The organism is Acinetobacter sp. ANC 4470, assembly GCF_002135335.1.
Taxonomy (GTDB): domain Bacteria; phylum Pseudomonadota; class Gammaproteobacteria; order Pseudomonadales; family Moraxellaceae; genus Acinetobacter.
This window is the reverse complement of the sequence record NZ_NEGC01000005.1, coordinates 232,660-248,349: the sequence shown is the minus strand read 5'-3', so window position 1 is coordinate 248,349 and position 15,690 is coordinate 232,660. Positions and strand designations below refer to the sequence as shown.

Here is a 15,690-nt window from a genome sequence, read left to right as displayed (position 1 = left end):
CTTCTCCAAAAATGAAATCAAACATAAAGCATCGCTTTGGTTTGTGGCATTAATTTTGCTTTTAAGAATATTTTAGGGGAAAGTTTATGAAAAAAATAAAGTATTTATGTCTGCTTCTAATGGCAATATCTTTTCCAACCTTTGCAAATAATGTCACGACAACCGCTGAAAATATTCAAGAAATACGTTTGTCACTCGATAGCGTATGGGTGGTCATGGGCGGGATTCTGGTCTTCTTGATGCAGGCTGGTTTTGCCTTGGTCGAAAGCGGTTCCGTCCGCAGTAAGAATACCGTTAACGTCTTGATGAAAAATTATATGGATACATGTCTGGGCGGACTGATTTTTTGGCTATTGGGGTTTGGTTTAATGTTTGGGGTTAACGCTTCAGGTTGGATCGGGACAAGTCATTTTGCACCGAATGTGATGGATGACTGGTATTGGAATTTATTGTTCTTCCAAATGATGTTTGCGGCAACAGCAACCACCATTGCCAGTGGTGCTATGGCTGAACGCATTCACTTTGTGGCTTATGTGGTCAGTGCCGCGGTGGTGAGTGGTCTGATTTATCCCATCTTTGGCAGTTGGGCATGGGGAAGTATTTTTGATGGCGAAGGCTGGTTAAAAGCTTTGGGCTTTATCGACTTTGCCGGTTCAACCGTGGTGCATTCTATTGGCGGTTGGGTGGCACTGGCGGGAATTATTGTCTTGGGGCCTCGTTTAGGGCGTTTCGGACGTAATGGGCAAAGTCATTATTTAGCAGGGCACAATTTACCTTTGGTTGCTTTAGGCGGCTTTATCCTTTGGTTCGCATGGTTTGGTTTTAACGCGGCATCGACGATGAATGCGAATGTCAGCATTGGTCGAATTGCGCTAAATACACATTTGGCCGCATGTTCTGGCGCAGTGGCTTATATGCTGTATGCCTTAATTCGTGGCAAAGCCATTCTCATGAAGACGACTATTAATGCCTCGCTAGGCGGCTTGGTCGGTATTACCGCAGGCTGCGCAACCATGTCACCATTATTTGCTGTGATTACCGGCTTAACCGCGGGTTTGATTGTGAGTGTCATGCCAAGTGTCATGGAAAAATTAAAACTGGATGATGTGGTAGATGCAGTCACGGTACATGGTTTTTGTGGGGCATGGGGAACGGTGGCAGCAGGCTTATTTTTTGAAGCAGATCTGTTTAATTCACATATTATTTCGATTCAGGTGTTAGGGGTAATGGCTGCATTTGTGTGGGGTTTCGGCATTGCATTCGTGGTTTTTAAAGTGCTCGACAAACTTTTAGGTGGCTTGCGTGTCAGCAAACAGCATGAACAGCGTGGGTTGGATTATACCGAACATGCTGAGCTTTCTTATCCTGAATTTCAGCGTGATGTGACCTTTGAAACGGAAGATATGACCAAACGTCACTAAGGAGTTGAACAATGCCGAATGAATTACTCAGTGTAATGCAAAAGAAACAAGCAATTGAACGTGGTCTCAGTCCCTATATGAATGGCACGGTATTGGAGCGCGTATTGAATTATTGGGAACAAGAATATGGAGATCAGCCTTCTTTTGTGCTCAATCGCTTTTTAAGTGAAATTTGTAATACTGATGAATTACGTTTTTATCGTAAAGAAATGCTGAGACAAGTTCTATCTGAAATGGCGGCTGTTGAGAAGCAGGTTTTATTAGAAATCAAACCATTAGAAATCAAACCGAAGCCAGAACCAGAAGTGTTGATTTCAATAGATATGAAAGATGCTTTCTTGGCCTTGATTGATGCGGTGATGTTAACTGTTGTCGCAACGGATTTGAATGACTTTAATGATGAAGTTAAAAAACAGTTACAAGAAATGGGCTTAGCCATTGTGACATCGGTAAAACTTAATGATGCTGCTTTTATTGATTTTTTAGCACTGCCGCTTTATGCCCAAGTCATTACCATCCTCTATGAATGTTATTGTGAATTTTATGGGCCAGTCAAGGCAGATCAGCTCTATGCACGGGTGAAAATGGAGATTAAAACCCAATATCCCGATGTTGATTTACATCAATTATTATAGCTGGAATGGATCATATTACTGCTGCGGTGATTGAGCTATTGGTTAGCGCTGCATGCTAAAAACAAAAGTCCTAAGATGAAAAAAGCGACCTTAAGGTCGCTTTTTTTTTGCTTTAAGCAATCGATTCAGGAGTGGCGCGCCATAAGCTTTCAAGGTCGTAAAATTTACGTGCCGCTGGAAGCATAACATGGACAACCACAAAGCCAAGGTCGATTAAAATCCATTCTGCATCACGTTCACCTTCCATACCAAGAGGGCGAAAACCTGCTTTACGTGCTTCGTCAGCAACATTATTTGCAAGGGCTTTAATGTGACGCGTTGATGTGCCGCTAGCAATCACCATGGCATCTGCCACATTACTAATAGCGCTAACATCAATTTCAAGAATATCTTTTGCTTTTACATCTAATAGGGCTTCATGTACAACTTTCAAGCAAGCTTGTACATCTTTAGCTTGAGCATTCATTGCGAGATCGAGAGAATTAGAAGCGCTGGGCGATGGTTCTAAATTCATAAAGGGTCTTATTTCCGGACAATAACTCATCGTATAATATAGCGGTTTTAGCGCCCAATTTCAATTCTGTTCAGAATTTAACTTTGCGGATGTTTTGCAAAATATTTATCTTTCCATGCAAAGGAATGGTTGGAGTGTGCCTGTGGTCTATATTCTGCCGCAATATAGCCGGCGTAGGCACTTTGATTGAGCCATTGAAAAATTTCTGCAAAATGAATTTGTGCTGTATCGGGTTCATGACGTCCGGGACAGTCTGCAAACTGAATATGCCCAATATCGTGAATATTTTCTTTTAATGCGTCCAGTACATCTTCACCCATCATGGCCATATGGTAACAGTCATATTGCATTTTAAGGGCAGGGTGTTGCACGGCTTCTAACATTTCTTGCGCTTGAGCAATGTTTTGCACTAAAAAGCGTGGCATATCAGTGCTATTAATCATTTCAAAAACAGGTTGAATATGAAGGTCTGCCAACCGATGACAGGCAAGCTTAAGATTGCTTGCCAAAGTATTTAAACAAGGTAGTAGGTCTGAATCGAGCGGTTGTTTACCCGCTAATATATTGATATTGGGTACGTTGAGCGCAGTGGCATATTGAATGGCTTGTTCTAAACCACGGTGAAACTCCAGTTCCATCCCCGGTACACCAGCTAAACCATTGCCGCCTTGCATTAAGTCACCCGCAGGTACATTAATCAGGCAAAGAGTGAGGTCATGCAGGGTGAGCTGACTTTGAATTTGCTCAATGCTGAGTTCATACGGGAACTGAATTTCAACATGCTTAAACCCCTGTGCTTGAGCTAGAGCAAAGCGCTCAATTAAGGGCACTTCGGTAAAAATCATCGATAGATTGATAGCCAACTTAATCATGCCTTTACTCCTTGCAGGTTAAAAGTGAGATCTTTAAGATTCAACCAGTTGAATCACTGTCGCAAGATCAGCTTCAGCATAGCCTTTATTTTGATGGCTTTGCAATTGTGATAGTGCTTGTTTTGCAACTGGAATATTTAAATGGAATTGCTCGGCAAGCCGAACCGCATTATTTAAGTCTTTGGACAGGGTTTTCACTTTCCATTGCACAGGTTCAAAAGTATGGGTCGCCATACGTGGGGTTAAAATTTGGAACGGTTTTGAGTCGGCAAATCCGCCTGCTAACGCAGGAGCCAGCAAAGTGGTATCGACGCCTGCTTGAGCGGCTAAAGCAACCGCTTCTGCAATGAGCGTACTGTTTGCAGCCACAATCAGTTGATTGCAGATTTTGGTGGCTTGCCCAGTGCCTGTTTCGCCCATTCGGGTTACGCGCTGGGAAAGTACGTTATAAATCAGCGATAAATCCTGAATGGTTTGTAGATCACCACCGGCAAAAATCACCAGTGTGCCTTGTTCAGCACCCGCCGTTCCACCCGAGACAGGGGAGTCAATCCACTGCACTTGATGCAACTGCGCTTGACCTGCCAAGGCTTTGGTTTGATCGACCGATAAACTAGAGAAATCCACAATCACTTGCTGAGCAGATAACTGCGCTTGAATTTGATCATAAACAGATTGCACCGCTGCATCATCAGCTAGACAGGTCAAGATAACAGGATATTGCCCAATATCTTGCAACTCTAATGCCGTTGCACCCATATCAATCAGAACGTCACATGCCGATGCCGTTCGATTCCACACCGCCACGGTAAAACCAGCTTGAATGAGTCGAGTCGCCATTCGGCTACCCATGAGTCCCATGCCTAAAAATGCAATTTTTGTATTACGATCAAAACTCATGTGTTTTTCTCTGCACAATGCTGTGATTTCAATATTTTACTTATATTGGCGCGGTAAAAATTGAACTTCGGGGTTCTTGTCTTTTTTACGCGCTAATTTACTGTTTTTACCTAAAAGTAATTTCAGTTGCCAGATTTTTTCGAGGCGTAAAGATTTTTTTGGCTCATGTTGCATGGCATCAAGCACACGTTTGGCTGCGGTCAGTGCATCAGGAGAGCGTTGTAACATTTCTTCTGCAATGGCTTGGGCTTTGTTCATTGGCGATTCATCTAAATGCGTCACCAAACCAATTTCTTTGGCATAAGTGGCATCGAAAATACGACCTGTTAAGGTGAGTTCTTTCGCAAGGTCGACACTGATAATGCCTTTAATGGAACGGGTGAGTCCCATGTCTGGAACCAAGCCCCAACGACTTTCCATAATCGACATTTTGGTAGCAGGATGGGCAATGCGAATATCCGCAGCCAGTGCCAATTGCATGCCTGCACCGAGGCAATATCCTTCAAGTGCCGCAATCACAGGAACAGGCAGTTCTTGCCAAATCAGAAACGCTTTTTGAAACAGGCTTTGTCCCGGTTTAATCAGTTCCCATGCTGCATAAGCGGTATTTTTTGGCGCATTTAAATCGGCAAGGTCAATCCCCGCACTAAAGACATGGGCTTCACCAGTTAAAATCACGCAGCGAATCGAACGGTCTTTTTTAATTTGATTGGCTGCATTGACCAATTCGCGTAGCAACGCAAAGCTCATGGCATTGCGTTTTTCTGGACGGTTTAAAGATACTGTTGCGATGCCATTGTTTTTTTCTATGCGAAGTAACGCCATGAGATAGACCTATATTTTTTAGATTGTTTTGAGCATAACACGGTCATTTCTTTGATACATGCCATGATACATGACAGTAGAGTCACATCTAAATCTAGACGCTACTGCCGCGATTTGCATCAGACCCTAGAGATTTGTTTTATTTAAAATTTGCTGCGATGCCTGTTCGACCAGTTGGATCACGGACTGTAATTCATCAAAACGTTTTAGCGTTTCTTGAATAAAACTTTCATCTGCTTTACGCCGTTCTTTGCGTAAAGAGGAAATGAACTGTTCGAATCCACCCGTAACCTCTTGTAGGCTCGGCACACCGACATAGCGTGTAGCACCAGATAAACGATGCAAGACATGTTCGAGTTGCGGAAAATCTTCCAGTTCAATTAGCTGTTGTATTTCATTGACTTCAATTGGGAAACTATCGACCAACATTTTCAGTAAATCAATCGCCAGATCTTCTTTATTGGCAGCCAGTTGCAAACTTTGTTGCCAATCTAAAATTTGTGGATCAATTGCTTCAATTAGGATGGCTTTATCGGCAGTTTTGGCTTTTTTAAAGCTTTCTGAAGTCCAATGGGTCAAAATTTGAATAATTTGTTCCATTTGAATCGGTTTGGTAACGTAATCATCCATACCGACTTGTAATAATTTTTGTTTTTCATCTGCCAGTGCATGTGCTGTTAAAGCAATAATCGGCAGGCGTTTATGGTTTTCTAACGTCGATTCTAGCGAGCGAATTGCACGTGTGGTATCAATACCAGACATCACAGGCATTTGAATATCCATAAAGACCACATCAAATGCAGGTAGATCTTTTTCAATACGATCCTGAATTATTTCTAGTGCTTCTTGACCACTTAACGCTTTACTGGTTTTGACGTTGAGTTCACCCAATAGTGCTTCTAAAACAATTAAATTCGGTAAATGATCATCTACCGCAAGAACATGTAAGCCTTGTCCATTAAATTCTTCATGTACATCTTGATCAAAAATAGGTTGATTGCTGAGCAGTTGAATTAATGCACTGCGGCTGAGTGGTTGATACAGTGGTCGCGCACGATACTCGCTTAACATGTTGGGATCGAGCGCCATTTGATAACCATAGACAGCAATGTTGCCAGCATAGCGATTCCGAATTTCTTTTAATAACGCTTCGCCATCACCACTATGATCAACAATCAACCATGTGTTTTCATCACTTTCCGAGAACTGCTTCAGTTGACTAAACAAATCTAGAATCGAGCTGGTTTCCACATGATGTACACCATAGTTTTCTAGATAATGCCGTAAAATATTTGCCGTTGCGGGATGGGCTAAATACGATACCACCTGCATTTTATTGAAATGTGGGTGCACAATTTCAATTTCATCATCTACGGTAAATCTAGCGGTAAACCAAAAGGTGGAGCCTTTTTCAGTCGGTGCACGTTCTTGGTTATCTTCAAAGCCAATTTGACCTTGCATTAAATGCACCAGCTGTTTGGAAATGGCTAAACCTAGACCTGTACCGCCAAATTGGCGGGTGACTGAAGCATCGCCTTGTGAGAAGGATTCAAATAATTTTTTACGGTCTGTACCACTTAAACCAATCCCGCTGTCTTGTACGCTAAAGTGCAATAAACATTGCCCAATATCATCGTGTTCCATACGAGTACGAACAATAATTTCACCATCTGGAGTGAATTTAATCGCATTGGAAATTAAGTTGGTCAGAATTTGTTTGAAACGTAGTGCATCGCCAACCACTTGAGTTGGTACATTGTCGGCATAATAAAATGCCATGTCGATATGTTTTTGCGCAGCCAATGGCGAGAGCATATCCATCACATCAAAAATGGCTTCTTCTAAGTCAAATGGTGCAGTTTCTAGCTCTAATTTACCCGCATCAATTTTTGAGAAATCAAGCACATCATTAATCAGTGCGAGTAAATGGGCAGATGATTTGCGAATGGTCTGTAAATATAAATTTTGTTCATTGCTTAAGTTACCTTGGCGCAGCAATAAATGAATAAAGCCATCAATACTATTTAACGGGGTACGTAATTCATGACTGATATTGGCTAAAAACACCGATTTCGACTGGTTCGCCGAAATGGCTTGGTCACGTGCTTGACGATAGGTAATATTTTGGACTTCTAAGGTGTCTAAAGTGCGACGTAAATCATCTTCAGTCTGTTCGGTATGTTCTTTCAGTTCTAAGAAACTAAAATGCAAGCGCTTGACCACATTGGCAATATCACGCTGGAGCAAACGTAACTCACCAGTACTGTTTATGACCATGTGTTGGTCTAGTGTGTTGGCATTTAAACGTTGTAATTGCATACGAATTTCGTACATCGGTGCAATCCAGCGACGTGAATAAAAATTCAAACACAATAACAGCAACAATAGAGTCAGTAGACCAGTCGCAATCAGTACAATCATGACGCGATAACGTGCAATTTCTAGTGGCTGGTTGTCGAGCTCAATCACCAATTTTGCAGGTGATGGCGTATTTTCATTAATATTGAGTGCGTAAATATTATTTTTATTATAAGCAATAGGTCCAACAAAAGAGGCTTTGGAGTGAATTTCAGGCCAAGGATCTTGATCTTGAAAACCAATGCTTAAACGGTTTCTACCTTTTTCATCAATAATGGCAGCACGAATTAAATGTTTTTCATTTAACATGCTTTGCATGGCATTACGCGCTTGATCATATTGCCAAGGATAACGATTGAGTAAGTCGATTGCGGCTTCGGACGTAAGCTGATAGCGGGTCATAATGGCAATGGCCATTTGTTTTTGCTGCGCACGCGACGCATTTGACGTTTCAGATAAAACCAATAGCGCACCGACACATGCCAAAACCGTAATAGGCACAAAAATCAGTGCAATGAGTTGTCCATAAGCATGATTTAAGTGTAGACGCTTAAATAACTTTTTATTGATATTTGACATGGTTAAAGCAGTTTATTTCCTATGCATGGCAGTTTAGCATGCTTTATTTGAAACTGACTGCGCTTTAATCACTTTCAATAAAAAGCCTGTTAAATGGGTGCAGCGAGTAGCATTTTTTCATACAATAGGCGCACCTCGATCTAGGTGCAAATAATGAGTAATACCACCCCTGATTTTCAAGCAGACGAATTTTTGTTAGACCACTATGTAGGAAAAACTCCTCTGGTGCGTTTACAGCGTCTAGCAAGTCACACTCAAGCAACAGTACTGGTAAAACTTGAAGGTAATAATCCGGCAGGTTCGGTAAAAGACCGTCCTGCATATAACATGATTATGCAAGCTGAAAAACGTGGTCAAATCAAGCCAGGCGATACGTTAATTGAGGCGACAAGCGGAAATACAGGGATTGCTTTAGCCATGGTCGCAGCAATGCGTGGCTACAAAATGACCTTGATCATGCCCGACAATATGAGTCAAGAACGTAAAGATGCGATGCGTGCTTACGGTGCTGAACTCATAGAAGTGACTAAAGCGCAAGGCATGGAAGGTGCACGTGATCTTGCCTTGCTCATGGAAAAAGAAGGCAAAGGTTTAGTCCTAAATCAATTTGGTAATCCAGATAATGTTGCAGCGCACTATCTAACCACTGGTCCTGAAATTTGGCAGCAAACGGGTGGGAAAGTCACTCATTTTGTCAGTTCAATGGGGACAACGGGCACCATTATGGGTGTTTCTAAATATTTAAAAGAAATGAATCCAGAAATTCAAATAGTTGGCTTACAGCCGTCTGATGGTTCAAGCATTGCGGGTATCCGTCGTTGGCCTGAAGCATATTTACCCACGATTTTTGATCGCAGTCGTGTTGACCGCATTATGGATATTCCACAAATTGAAGCGGAAAAAACCATGCGTAAACTGGCACAAAAAGAAGGGATTAGCGCTGGGACTTCATCGGGTGGTGCTGTTTGGGCCTCGATTCAATTGGCGCAAGAAAACCCTGAAGCGGTTATTGTTTGTATTATTTGCGATCGTGGTGATCGTTACCTTTCTACCGGTTTATTTTCAGTTCAAGACCCTGAATAAATCTACAATTTTGTGAGTTTCACATGCGCTTACCTGTTTTAATTTTCGATATAGAAACCTTGACCGATTTAAAATCGGGAGCGCATTTGTATGGTTTAGATTTGCCAGAAGCAGATTTGGAACAGGCATTAATTAAATTGCGTCGTCAAGAATCAGGCATGGATTTTCAACGCTTAGCTTTGCATGAGATCGTGTGTATTTCTGGCTTATGGTTAGATGAACAGGGTGGTATGAAAATGTTCTCGTTTAGTCGAGAACAGCACAGTGAAGCTGAAATTTTAACCAAATTCCTCTCTATTTTTGATAAGCGCAATCCGACCCTAGTCAGTTGGAATGGTTCACAATTTGATTTGCCCGTGATTCTCTTTCGTGCCATGTATCATGGCTTAGCTGCACCAAGTTTATTTGATCAAGGCGAAATTGATCAGCAAAAGCGCTATAATAACTATCAGAACCGTTATCACCATCGTCATGTCGATTTAATGGATGTGATGGCCATGTTTCATGGTCGGCATTTTCAAAAACTCGATGATGTCGCACATTTATTGGGTTATCCCGGTAAACGTGGTGATGGTGCTTATCATGTACCCGAATATGTACGTCAGCAAGAATGGCAAAAACTGACCGCATATTGCGAAGGTGATGTACTGAATACATGGTTAATTTATTTGCGTTGGTCGTTATTGAAAGGTCAGCTTTTAATTGATGATTATCGTGATGTCATTCAGCGCACCATTCAATTTTTATCGACTCAACCTCAACATCGTGATTTTTTAGCAGTATGGTGTGAAACTTCACAGCGTACTGAATTTACATCGATTGACTTTCTCTCTCCCACAGTCTAGGTATTCATGAAACATAGAACCAAGCCCCGTCCAGCTCAACAGCCGATTTATACTTTTCAGGTTGAGTCACTTTCACATGAAGGACGGGGGATAGCACACTATGGATCACACCCTGATCATCCGAGTGAGAAGCAAGGCAAAAAAGTATTTATTCGTTATGCTTTGCCGGGTGAGACCGTTACCGCGCAAATTACCAATGTGGTCAAACGCTTGGAAGAAGCGGATAGCACTGCATTATTAAGTGAACCCGCTGCAACACGTATTGAGCCGAAATGTCCGCATTTTACTGTGTGTGGTGGCTGTAATATGCAGCATATTCGGTTAGATGAACAAATCCGTCTGAAACAAGATGTTTTAAAATCACATTTAGAACATTTTGCTGGAATCCAACCTGAGCAATGGTTGCCTGCTTTACGTTCAACCCGTGAAGATTACCGCCGTAAAGCCCGTATTGGGGTGCGCTATCTTCCACATAAAGACAAATTAGTGGTGGGATTTCGCGAAAATCAAAGCAATAAATTGATTTCGATTGATCGTTGTATGGTGCTGGATCGTGAATTTGGATCTATCACTGCATTGAAGCAGTTACTCCAAAGTCTAAAAGCCAAAGCAGCCATTGGTCATATAGAATTGGCGATGGGTGATGATGAAATTGCATTGCTGGTTCGTCATACTGAAAAATTATCACCACAGGATGTCAACCAATTAAAACAATTTGCGTTAAACAAACAGTGGCAATTGTATTTACAACCTGAGGGTGCAGAGAGTTTGCATCGTGTGGATGATCCAACTGCTGCAATGCGTTTGCATTATGCTTTGGATGAATTTGACCTCAAGTTTGGTTTTAGTCCACTGGATTTTACCCAAGTTAATTCTACGATTAATCCACAGATGGTGAAGCTGGCATGTGATTTGCTTCAATTGCAGCAAGGCGAGCGTGTTCTAGACTTATTTTGTGGTCTAGGAAATTTCACTTTACCGCTTGCGCGTTGTGTGGGGGAAACAGGACAAGTGGTGGGTGTTGAAGGGAGTGAAGAAATGGTACGACGTGCTGCGGAAAATGCTGAAATCAACGGTATAGTTCACGCGCACTTTTATTCACAAGATTTAACAAAAGATTTTTCGCATCATTCTTGGGCAAATCAAGGGTTTGATGCATTATTGATTGATCCTCCGCGCGCTGGTGCAGAGGAGATAATGCATTATGTACCTAATTTTGGTGCAAAAAAAATCGTTTATGTGTCATGTAATCCTGCAACCTTGGCACGTGATGCTGGTGTGTTGGCACAATATGGCTATCGATTAAAAAAGGCTGGGGTAATGGATATGTTTACCCATACGGGACATGTTGAATCTATTGCCTTATTCGAAAAATACAATGAAATAAACGATTTAGAATATGATAAGTAAAGAGGTAGGAGACGGGTATGGTCACAGTACGTGAGCAACTTCCTGGGCGACTCAATGAGTTGTCAGAGGAAGCGACTGTAGAACATGCCGAACAAGCTCGACATGATTTGGCTGAATGGTTGAATCGCGTTCGTGGCATATTAGATGGCGCAGCGCTTAAACAACTCGAAGAAGTTGCCCATTTAACTTTACATAAAGAGCTGCAAACCACGGTTAATCATCGTTCAAATACCTTTTATACCGGTATTGAAATGGCCGATATTTTGGCGCATTTACATGTCGATGAAGACACCTTATCTGCAGCGATGTTGTATCGGAGTGTTCGTGAAGGCGTGATGACGCTTGAGGAAGTTCGTGAACATTTTGGAGAGCAAGTCCATAGTCTAGTCCAAGGGACATTGGCGATGGGTAAACTTTCAGAGCTCATTGAAAAGAATAAGCGTTTAGAAGATCACTTTAATAATAACCAACGCGAACATTTAAGCGGCATTTATAAAATGCTGATTTCGGTGACTGAAGATGTGCGTGTGGTCTTGATCAAACTTGCCGAGCGTACCTATGCTTTGCGAGAATTGACTCAAGCCTCTAAAGAGCGTCAAGAGCGTGTTGCGCGAGAAATTCTCACCATTTATTCACCACTGGCACATCGCCTCGGCATTGCTCAGCTCAAGTGGGAGCTTGAAGATTTAGCATTTCGTTATTTGGCACCAGAACGCTATAAAGAAATTGCCTCTTTACTGAATGAAAAACGTTTAGAGCGTGAACAATATATTCAATTTGTCATTGATAAACTGAAAAAAGAACTGGCTGTTTACAATATAGAAGCGGAGATCACTGGACGGGTTAAACACATTTATTCGATTTATCGAAAAATGAAAAGTAAAGATCTAAGTTTTGATCAGTTATATGACATTCGTGCTGTACGTGTCTTGGTTAAATCCGTACCTGAGTGCTATCACTCACTGGGTATTGTGCATCAAATTTGGCGACATATTCCGCATCAGTTTGATGACTATATTACCAATCCGAAAGCCAATGGTTATCGTTCGTTACACACTGCCGTGATTGCAGAAAATAAATCGCTTGAAGTGCAAATTCGTACCAAGGCCATGCATCAAGAAGCTGAACTTGGGGTCTGTTCGCATTTCAATTATAAGGAAGGTGGCAAAAACACCGATCATTCCTTTAATCATCGCTTACATTCGTTACGCGCAGTCTTGGAACATTACCAAGAACGTAATGATGCCAATGCGCATAAATCGGGTGAAGACAATGAGAATTTTGAACAACTTCAAGATTTTGAAGGGTTTGAGAAGATTTATGTGTTTAGCCGTGATGGTGATATTAAAGAATTACCCCGCGGTTCAACGGTTTTAGACTTTGCTTATCATGTGCATACCGAAGTGGGCAATAAATGTTATGCCGCACGTGTCAACCAGCGTTATGTGCCATTAACCTACACGCTAAAAACCGGTGAGCAAGTTGAAATTTTAACCAAAAAAGATCGCGATCCAAATCGTGATTGGTTGGTGAATTCACTGGGTTATATTAAGACTTCGCGCGCGCGTGATAAATTGCGTCATTGGTTTAGACAGCAAGATCGCAGTAAAAACCTGGAAGTTGGTCGTGAGATTCTGAATAAAGAACTTTTACGTTTGGCAATTCATCCCAAAAGTATTGATTTAAGTGATTATTGTAATCATTTTAATGTCAAATTGGGTGAAGATATTTTGATTGGTTTAGTCAACGGCGACATTAGTTTGCACTCTTTGATTAATCAAGTGAATCGCCATATGCATTTAGGGCAGGATGAACCTGAACTGGTGCTGAAACCAACTTTAAATCCACGTGCCAGTCATACACTTTCTGCGCATGGGATTCTGATTGATGGTTTGGATAATGTAGAACTACATATTGCTCAATGCTGTCAACCTGTTCATGGTGAATCTATTGGTGGGTATATCACGCTTAATCGTGGGGTAAGCATTCATAAAGTGGTCTGTCCTGATTATATCCGTATGATTACTCAAGAACCTGAACGTGCGGTAGAAGCGGATTGGGAAATGCAGCCAACACGTGGGCAGAGCGTGCAAATTGTGGTGGAAGCTTATGATCGCCGGGGTTTGTTGAAAGACTTAACCCAAGTGATTTTTTCTGATCAAATTAATATTCGTCAGGTCAATACTATTTCAGAATCAGATGGGATTGCCAATATGAAATTATTAATTGAGGTGAAAGGTTTAGCACAATTATCACGTTTGTTGGCACGTTTGGAGCAGCAACCGGGGATTATTAGTGCACGCCGTTTGGTACAAGGCAATTAAGCGCATCGTTCAATTTTAACGTTAGAACCAGCAACTTCGGTTGCTGGTTTTTTTTCAGCAAAAATAGTCTCTAGGTTGTTTTATAAATACTGATTTAAATCAAATTCATATATGTATTTTATTGATCGTGTAAAGGATATTTTTGTGTAATTTTTATGACAGGTGCTATAATCCCGCGAATAAAATAGCCTTGAGCTAAAAATATTCTTAGGGTACGGAAAATTTCGGCAATGATTCAAATAAATATATCTCAACTGTATATCAGTCGTGCCGATGAAACCGTCCCTGCCTTAGAAAAAATCCCTGCAATGCAGCGCAGACGATTGTCTAGTATTGCCAAATTAGCAATCAATAGTGCCATTGGCTCGCTGAATGCTGAATCAGTGGACTATATTGTCTGGGCTTCGCAATATGGTGATGAGCATAAAACGCTGAAAATTTTAGCAGATGTACTGCAAGATCAAACGCCATCACCCACCCAATTTTCGACTTCTGTCCACAATGCTATTGCGGGGCTGTATTCAATTTTATGTCAGGATTCTACACCTTCGACCAGTTTGGCAGCGTCGTGGAGTGAAGCACTGATTGAAGCCTATGCGTGGTTAAAAACAACAAAACAACTCAATTCACGGGTTTTGGTGGTGTATTACGATGAAGCACTACCTGCGATTTATCAGGAGTTCCAGCCTTTTTGTGGTTTTGCCATGTCTGCGCTAATCAGCCTTGATACTCCCAATCTACAATTTGATCTGCATGCTTTGGCACATCATCGACATCAATATGTGGATGCACAAAAATTTTATGATTTCTGGCAGCAATCTCAGCAGAATCCAGATGATTCTCATATGCAAGCGTGGCAAAAATGTTAAAGCTGAATCACATTAAACAAAAAGCCAATTATCTATGGCGTGTCGGTGCGACAGGATTTAGTTTTGCCAGTTTTGGTATCGGTGGTGTTGCCATTGGTGGTTTAGTTGTACCATTAGTAAATTTATCGACAAAAAATAAAAGCTTACGTCAGCAGCGTACACAAAATGTGATTCGCTATAGTTTCAAAAGTTTTACTGAAATGATGGTAAAGCTTGGAATTATGACCTATGACATTGAAGGTCTAGAAAAATTACAGCAAAGTAGACAAGAACTGGTCATTGCTAATCACCCAACACTGGTGGATGTGGTGATATTGATTGGTCTAATGGAACAGGCGAATTGTGTGGTCAAGCAAGCATTATGGGCCAATCCATTTACCAAAGGGCCAGTGCAAAATGCAGGTTATATTTTAAATGCAGGTTCTGAACAATTTATTCAGGACTGTGTGGACAAACTAAAGTTAGATCAAGCGGCATCTTTGTTGATTTTTCCTGAAGGCACACGAACTGCAAAAGGTGAGTTGTTGAATGAATTTCAACGTGGCGCGGCGAATATTGCCATTCGTGCCCATGTGCCGATTCGTCCAGTGTTATTGACCTGTACGCCTTCAACTTTAACTAAAAATGAAAAGTGGTATCACATTCCTTCACAGCCATTTCATATTCATGTGAAAGTACTGGATGCCATTCAAGTCGATGATATTTTAGAAGATGCCACGGTCAGTCCGAAAAATGTGCGTCATTTAAATCATCAATTACACCAATTTTTTAACCAAGAGTTATCTAAAAATGAGCAATCTTGCTGATGAATTAAAGCAAATGATTATTGATGTTTTGGCCCTAGAAGACATCAGCATAGATGATATTGAGACTGAAGCACCGTTGTTTGGTGAGGGCTTAGGTCTAGATTCAATTGATGCTTTGGAACTTGGTTTGGCTTTGAAAAAGCGTTACAACATTCATTTGAATGCTGAATCGGCAGAAACCAAACAATATTTTAAATCAATTCAAAGCCTTGTAGCTTTAGTTGAAGCACAGAAAACGGCATAAGAGGT

14 protein-coding genes are annotated in these 15,690 nt (G+C 41.4%); 9 read left to right on the top strand and 5 right to left on the bottom strand.

Going from position 1 to position 15,690, the window contains the following annotated elements; translation table 11 throughout:
* Positions 1–86 precede the first annotated feature (86 nt).
* Both B9T25_RS09685 and B9T25_RS09680 read left to right on the top strand, forming a co-directional pair.
* The gene (locus B9T25_RS09685; protein WP_086188219.1) at positions 87–1,421 is read left to right on the top strand and encodes an ammonium transporter; all 1,335 of its coding nucleotides are present in this window, start codon (positions 87–89) and stop codon (positions 1,419–1,421) included.
* Positions 1,422–1,432: 11 nt separating this feature from the next.
* The gene (locus tag B9T25_RS09680; RefSeq protein ID WP_086188218.1) at positions 1,433–2,056 is read left to right on the top strand and encodes a hypothetical protein; all 624 of its coding nucleotides are present in this window, start codon (positions 1,433–1,435) and stop codon (positions 2,054–2,056) included.
* A 112-nt stretch (positions 2,057–2,168) separates the two neighbouring features.
* On the opposite strand, the gene rsfS is transcribed toward B9T25_RS09680, so the two are convergent.
* From rsfS to B9T25_RS09655, 5 genes are all read right to left on the bottom strand, one after another.
* Positions 2,169–2,570 carry a ribosome silencing factor gene (rsfS, locus tag B9T25_RS09675; protein ID WP_086188217.1) on the bottom strand — a complete coding sequence of 134 codons (402 nt, stop codon included), beginning with the start codon at positions 2,568–2,570 and terminating at the stop codon, positions 2,169–2,171.
* Positions 2,571–2,647: 77 nt separating this feature from the next.
* A complete protein-coding gene (locus B9T25_RS09670; protein ID WP_086188216.1) occupies positions 2,648–3,442 on the bottom strand; it encodes a hydroxypyruvate isomerase family protein in 795 nt (264 codons plus the stop codon).
* A 33-nt stretch (positions 3,443–3,475) separates the two neighbouring features.
* Complete coding sequence (locus B9T25_RS09665) at positions 3,476–4,342, bottom strand: NAD(P)-dependent oxidoreductase (RefSeq protein WP_086188215.1); 867 nt, start codon at positions 4,340–4,342, stop codon at positions 3,476–3,478.
* A 36-nt stretch (positions 4,343–4,378) separates the two neighbouring features.
* Entirely contained in the window at positions 4,379–5,167 is a 789-nt protein-coding gene (locus B9T25_RS09660; protein ID WP_086188214.1) for a crotonase/enoyl-CoA hydratase family protein, read from the bottom strand.
* A 126-nt stretch (positions 5,168–5,293) separates the two neighbouring features.
* Positions 5,294–8,104, bottom strand: a complete 2,811-nt coding sequence (locus B9T25_RS09655) for an ATP-binding protein (protein ID WP_086188213.1) — start codon at positions 8,102–8,104, stop codon at positions 5,294–5,296.
* Between the two features lie 153 nt (positions 8,105–8,257).
* Between B9T25_RS09655 and cysM the strand changes: the two genes are divergently transcribed.
* From cysM to B9T25_RS09620, 7 genes are all read left to right on the top strand, one after another.
* Positions 8,258–9,187, top strand: coding sequence for a cysteine synthase CysM (gene cysM, locus B9T25_RS09650; RefSeq protein WP_086188212.1), 930 nt, complete (start codon positions 8,258–8,260; stop codon positions 9,185–9,187).
* A 23-nt stretch (positions 9,188–9,210) separates the two neighbouring features.
* Positions 9,211–10,032 (top strand): 3'-5' exonuclease, encoded by an 822-nt coding sequence (locus tag B9T25_RS09645; RefSeq protein ID WP_086188211.1) that lies wholly within the window; start codon positions 9,211–9,213, stop codon positions 10,030–10,032.
* A gap of 6 nt (positions 10,033–10,038) precedes the next feature.
* The gene (gene rlmD, locus B9T25_RS09640; RefSeq protein WP_086188210.1) at positions 10,039–11,442 is read left to right on the top strand and encodes a 23S rRNA (uracil(1939)-C(5))-methyltransferase RlmD; all 1,404 of its coding nucleotides are present in this window, start codon (positions 10,039–10,041) and stop codon (positions 11,440–11,442) included.
* A gap of 17 nt (positions 11,443–11,459) precedes the next feature.
* Positions 11,460–13,766 (top strand): RelA/SpoT family protein, encoded by a 2,307-nt coding sequence (locus tag B9T25_RS09635; RefSeq protein ID WP_086188209.1) that lies wholly within the window; start codon positions 11,460–11,462, stop codon positions 13,764–13,766.
* Positions 13,767–13,996: 230 nt separating this feature from the next.
* Entirely contained in the window at positions 13,997–14,635 is a 639-nt protein-coding gene (locus B9T25_RS09630) for a beta-ketoacyl synthase chain length factor (RefSeq protein WP_086188208.1), read from the top strand.
* Positions 14,629–15,441, top strand: coding sequence for a lysophospholipid acyltransferase family protein (locus B9T25_RS09625; RefSeq protein ID WP_086188207.1), 813 nt, complete (start codon positions 14,629–14,631; stop codon positions 15,439–15,441). Before B9T25_RS09630 ends, B9T25_RS09625 begins: the two co-directional genes overlap by 7 nt.
* Complete coding sequence (locus B9T25_RS09620) at positions 15,425–15,685, top strand: phosphopantetheine-binding protein (protein ID WP_086188206.1); 261 nt, start codon at positions 15,425–15,427, stop codon at positions 15,683–15,685. Before B9T25_RS09625 ends, B9T25_RS09620 begins: the two co-directional genes overlap by 17 nt.
* The last annotated feature ends 5 nt before the right edge of the window (positions 15,686–15,690 follow it).

What these genes read in the sequence shown, in the direction of transcription:
- B9T25_RS09680 (WP_086188218.1), top strand. Translation starts at nt 1,433, where the DNA reads ATGCCGAATGAATTACTCAGTGTAATGCAAAAGAAACAAGCAATTGAA.
- B9T25_RS09660 (WP_086188214.1), bottom strand. Translation starts at nt 5,167, where the DNA reads ATGGCGTTACTTCGCATAGAAAAAAACAATGGCATCGCAACAGTATCT.
- rsfS (WP_086188217.1), bottom strand. Translation starts at nt 2,570, where the DNA reads ATGAATTTAGAACCATCGCCCAGCGCTTCTAATTCTCTCGATCTCGCA.
- B9T25_RS09685 (WP_086188219.1), top strand. Translation starts at nt 87, where the DNA reads ATGAAAAAAATAAAGTATTTATGTCTGCTTCTAATGGCAATATCTTTT.
- B9T25_RS09625 (WP_086188207.1), top strand. Translation starts at nt 14,629, where the DNA reads ATGTTAAAGCTGAATCACATTAAACAAAAAGCCAATTATCTATGGCGT.
- B9T25_RS09665 (WP_086188215.1), bottom strand. Translation starts at nt 4,342, where the DNA reads ATGAGTTTTGATCGTAATACAAAAATTGCATTTTTAGGCATGGGACTC.
- B9T25_RS09630 (WP_086188208.1), top strand. Translation starts at nt 13,997, where the DNA reads ATGATTCAAATAAATATATCTCAACTGTATATCAGTCGTGCCGATGAA.
- B9T25_RS09655 (WP_086188213.1), bottom strand. Translation starts at nt 8,104, where the DNA reads ATGTCAAATATCAATAAAAAGTTATTTAAGCGTCTACACTTAAATCAT.
- B9T25_RS09645 (WP_086188211.1), top strand. Translation starts at nt 9,211, where the DNA reads ATGCGCTTACCTGTTTTAATTTTCGATATAGAAACCTTGACCGATTTA.
- B9T25_RS09635 (WP_086188209.1), top strand. Translation starts at nt 11,460, where the DNA reads ATGGTCACAGTACGTGAGCAACTTCCTGGGCGACTCAATGAGTTGTCA.
- B9T25_RS09620 (WP_086188206.1), top strand. Translation starts at nt 15,425, where the DNA reads ATGAGCAATCTTGCTGATGAATTAAAGCAAATGATTATTGATGTTTTG.
- cysM (WP_086188212.1), top strand. Translation starts at nt 8,258, where the DNA reads ATGAGTAATACCACCCCTGATTTTCAAGCAGACGAATTTTTGTTAGAC.
- rlmD (WP_086188210.1), top strand. Translation starts at nt 10,039, where the DNA reads ATGAAACATAGAACCAAGCCCCGTCCAGCTCAACAGCCGATTTATACT.
- B9T25_RS09670 (WP_086188216.1), bottom strand. Translation starts at nt 3,442, where the DNA reads ATGATTAAGTTGGCTATCAATCTATCGATGATTTTTACCGAAGTGCCC.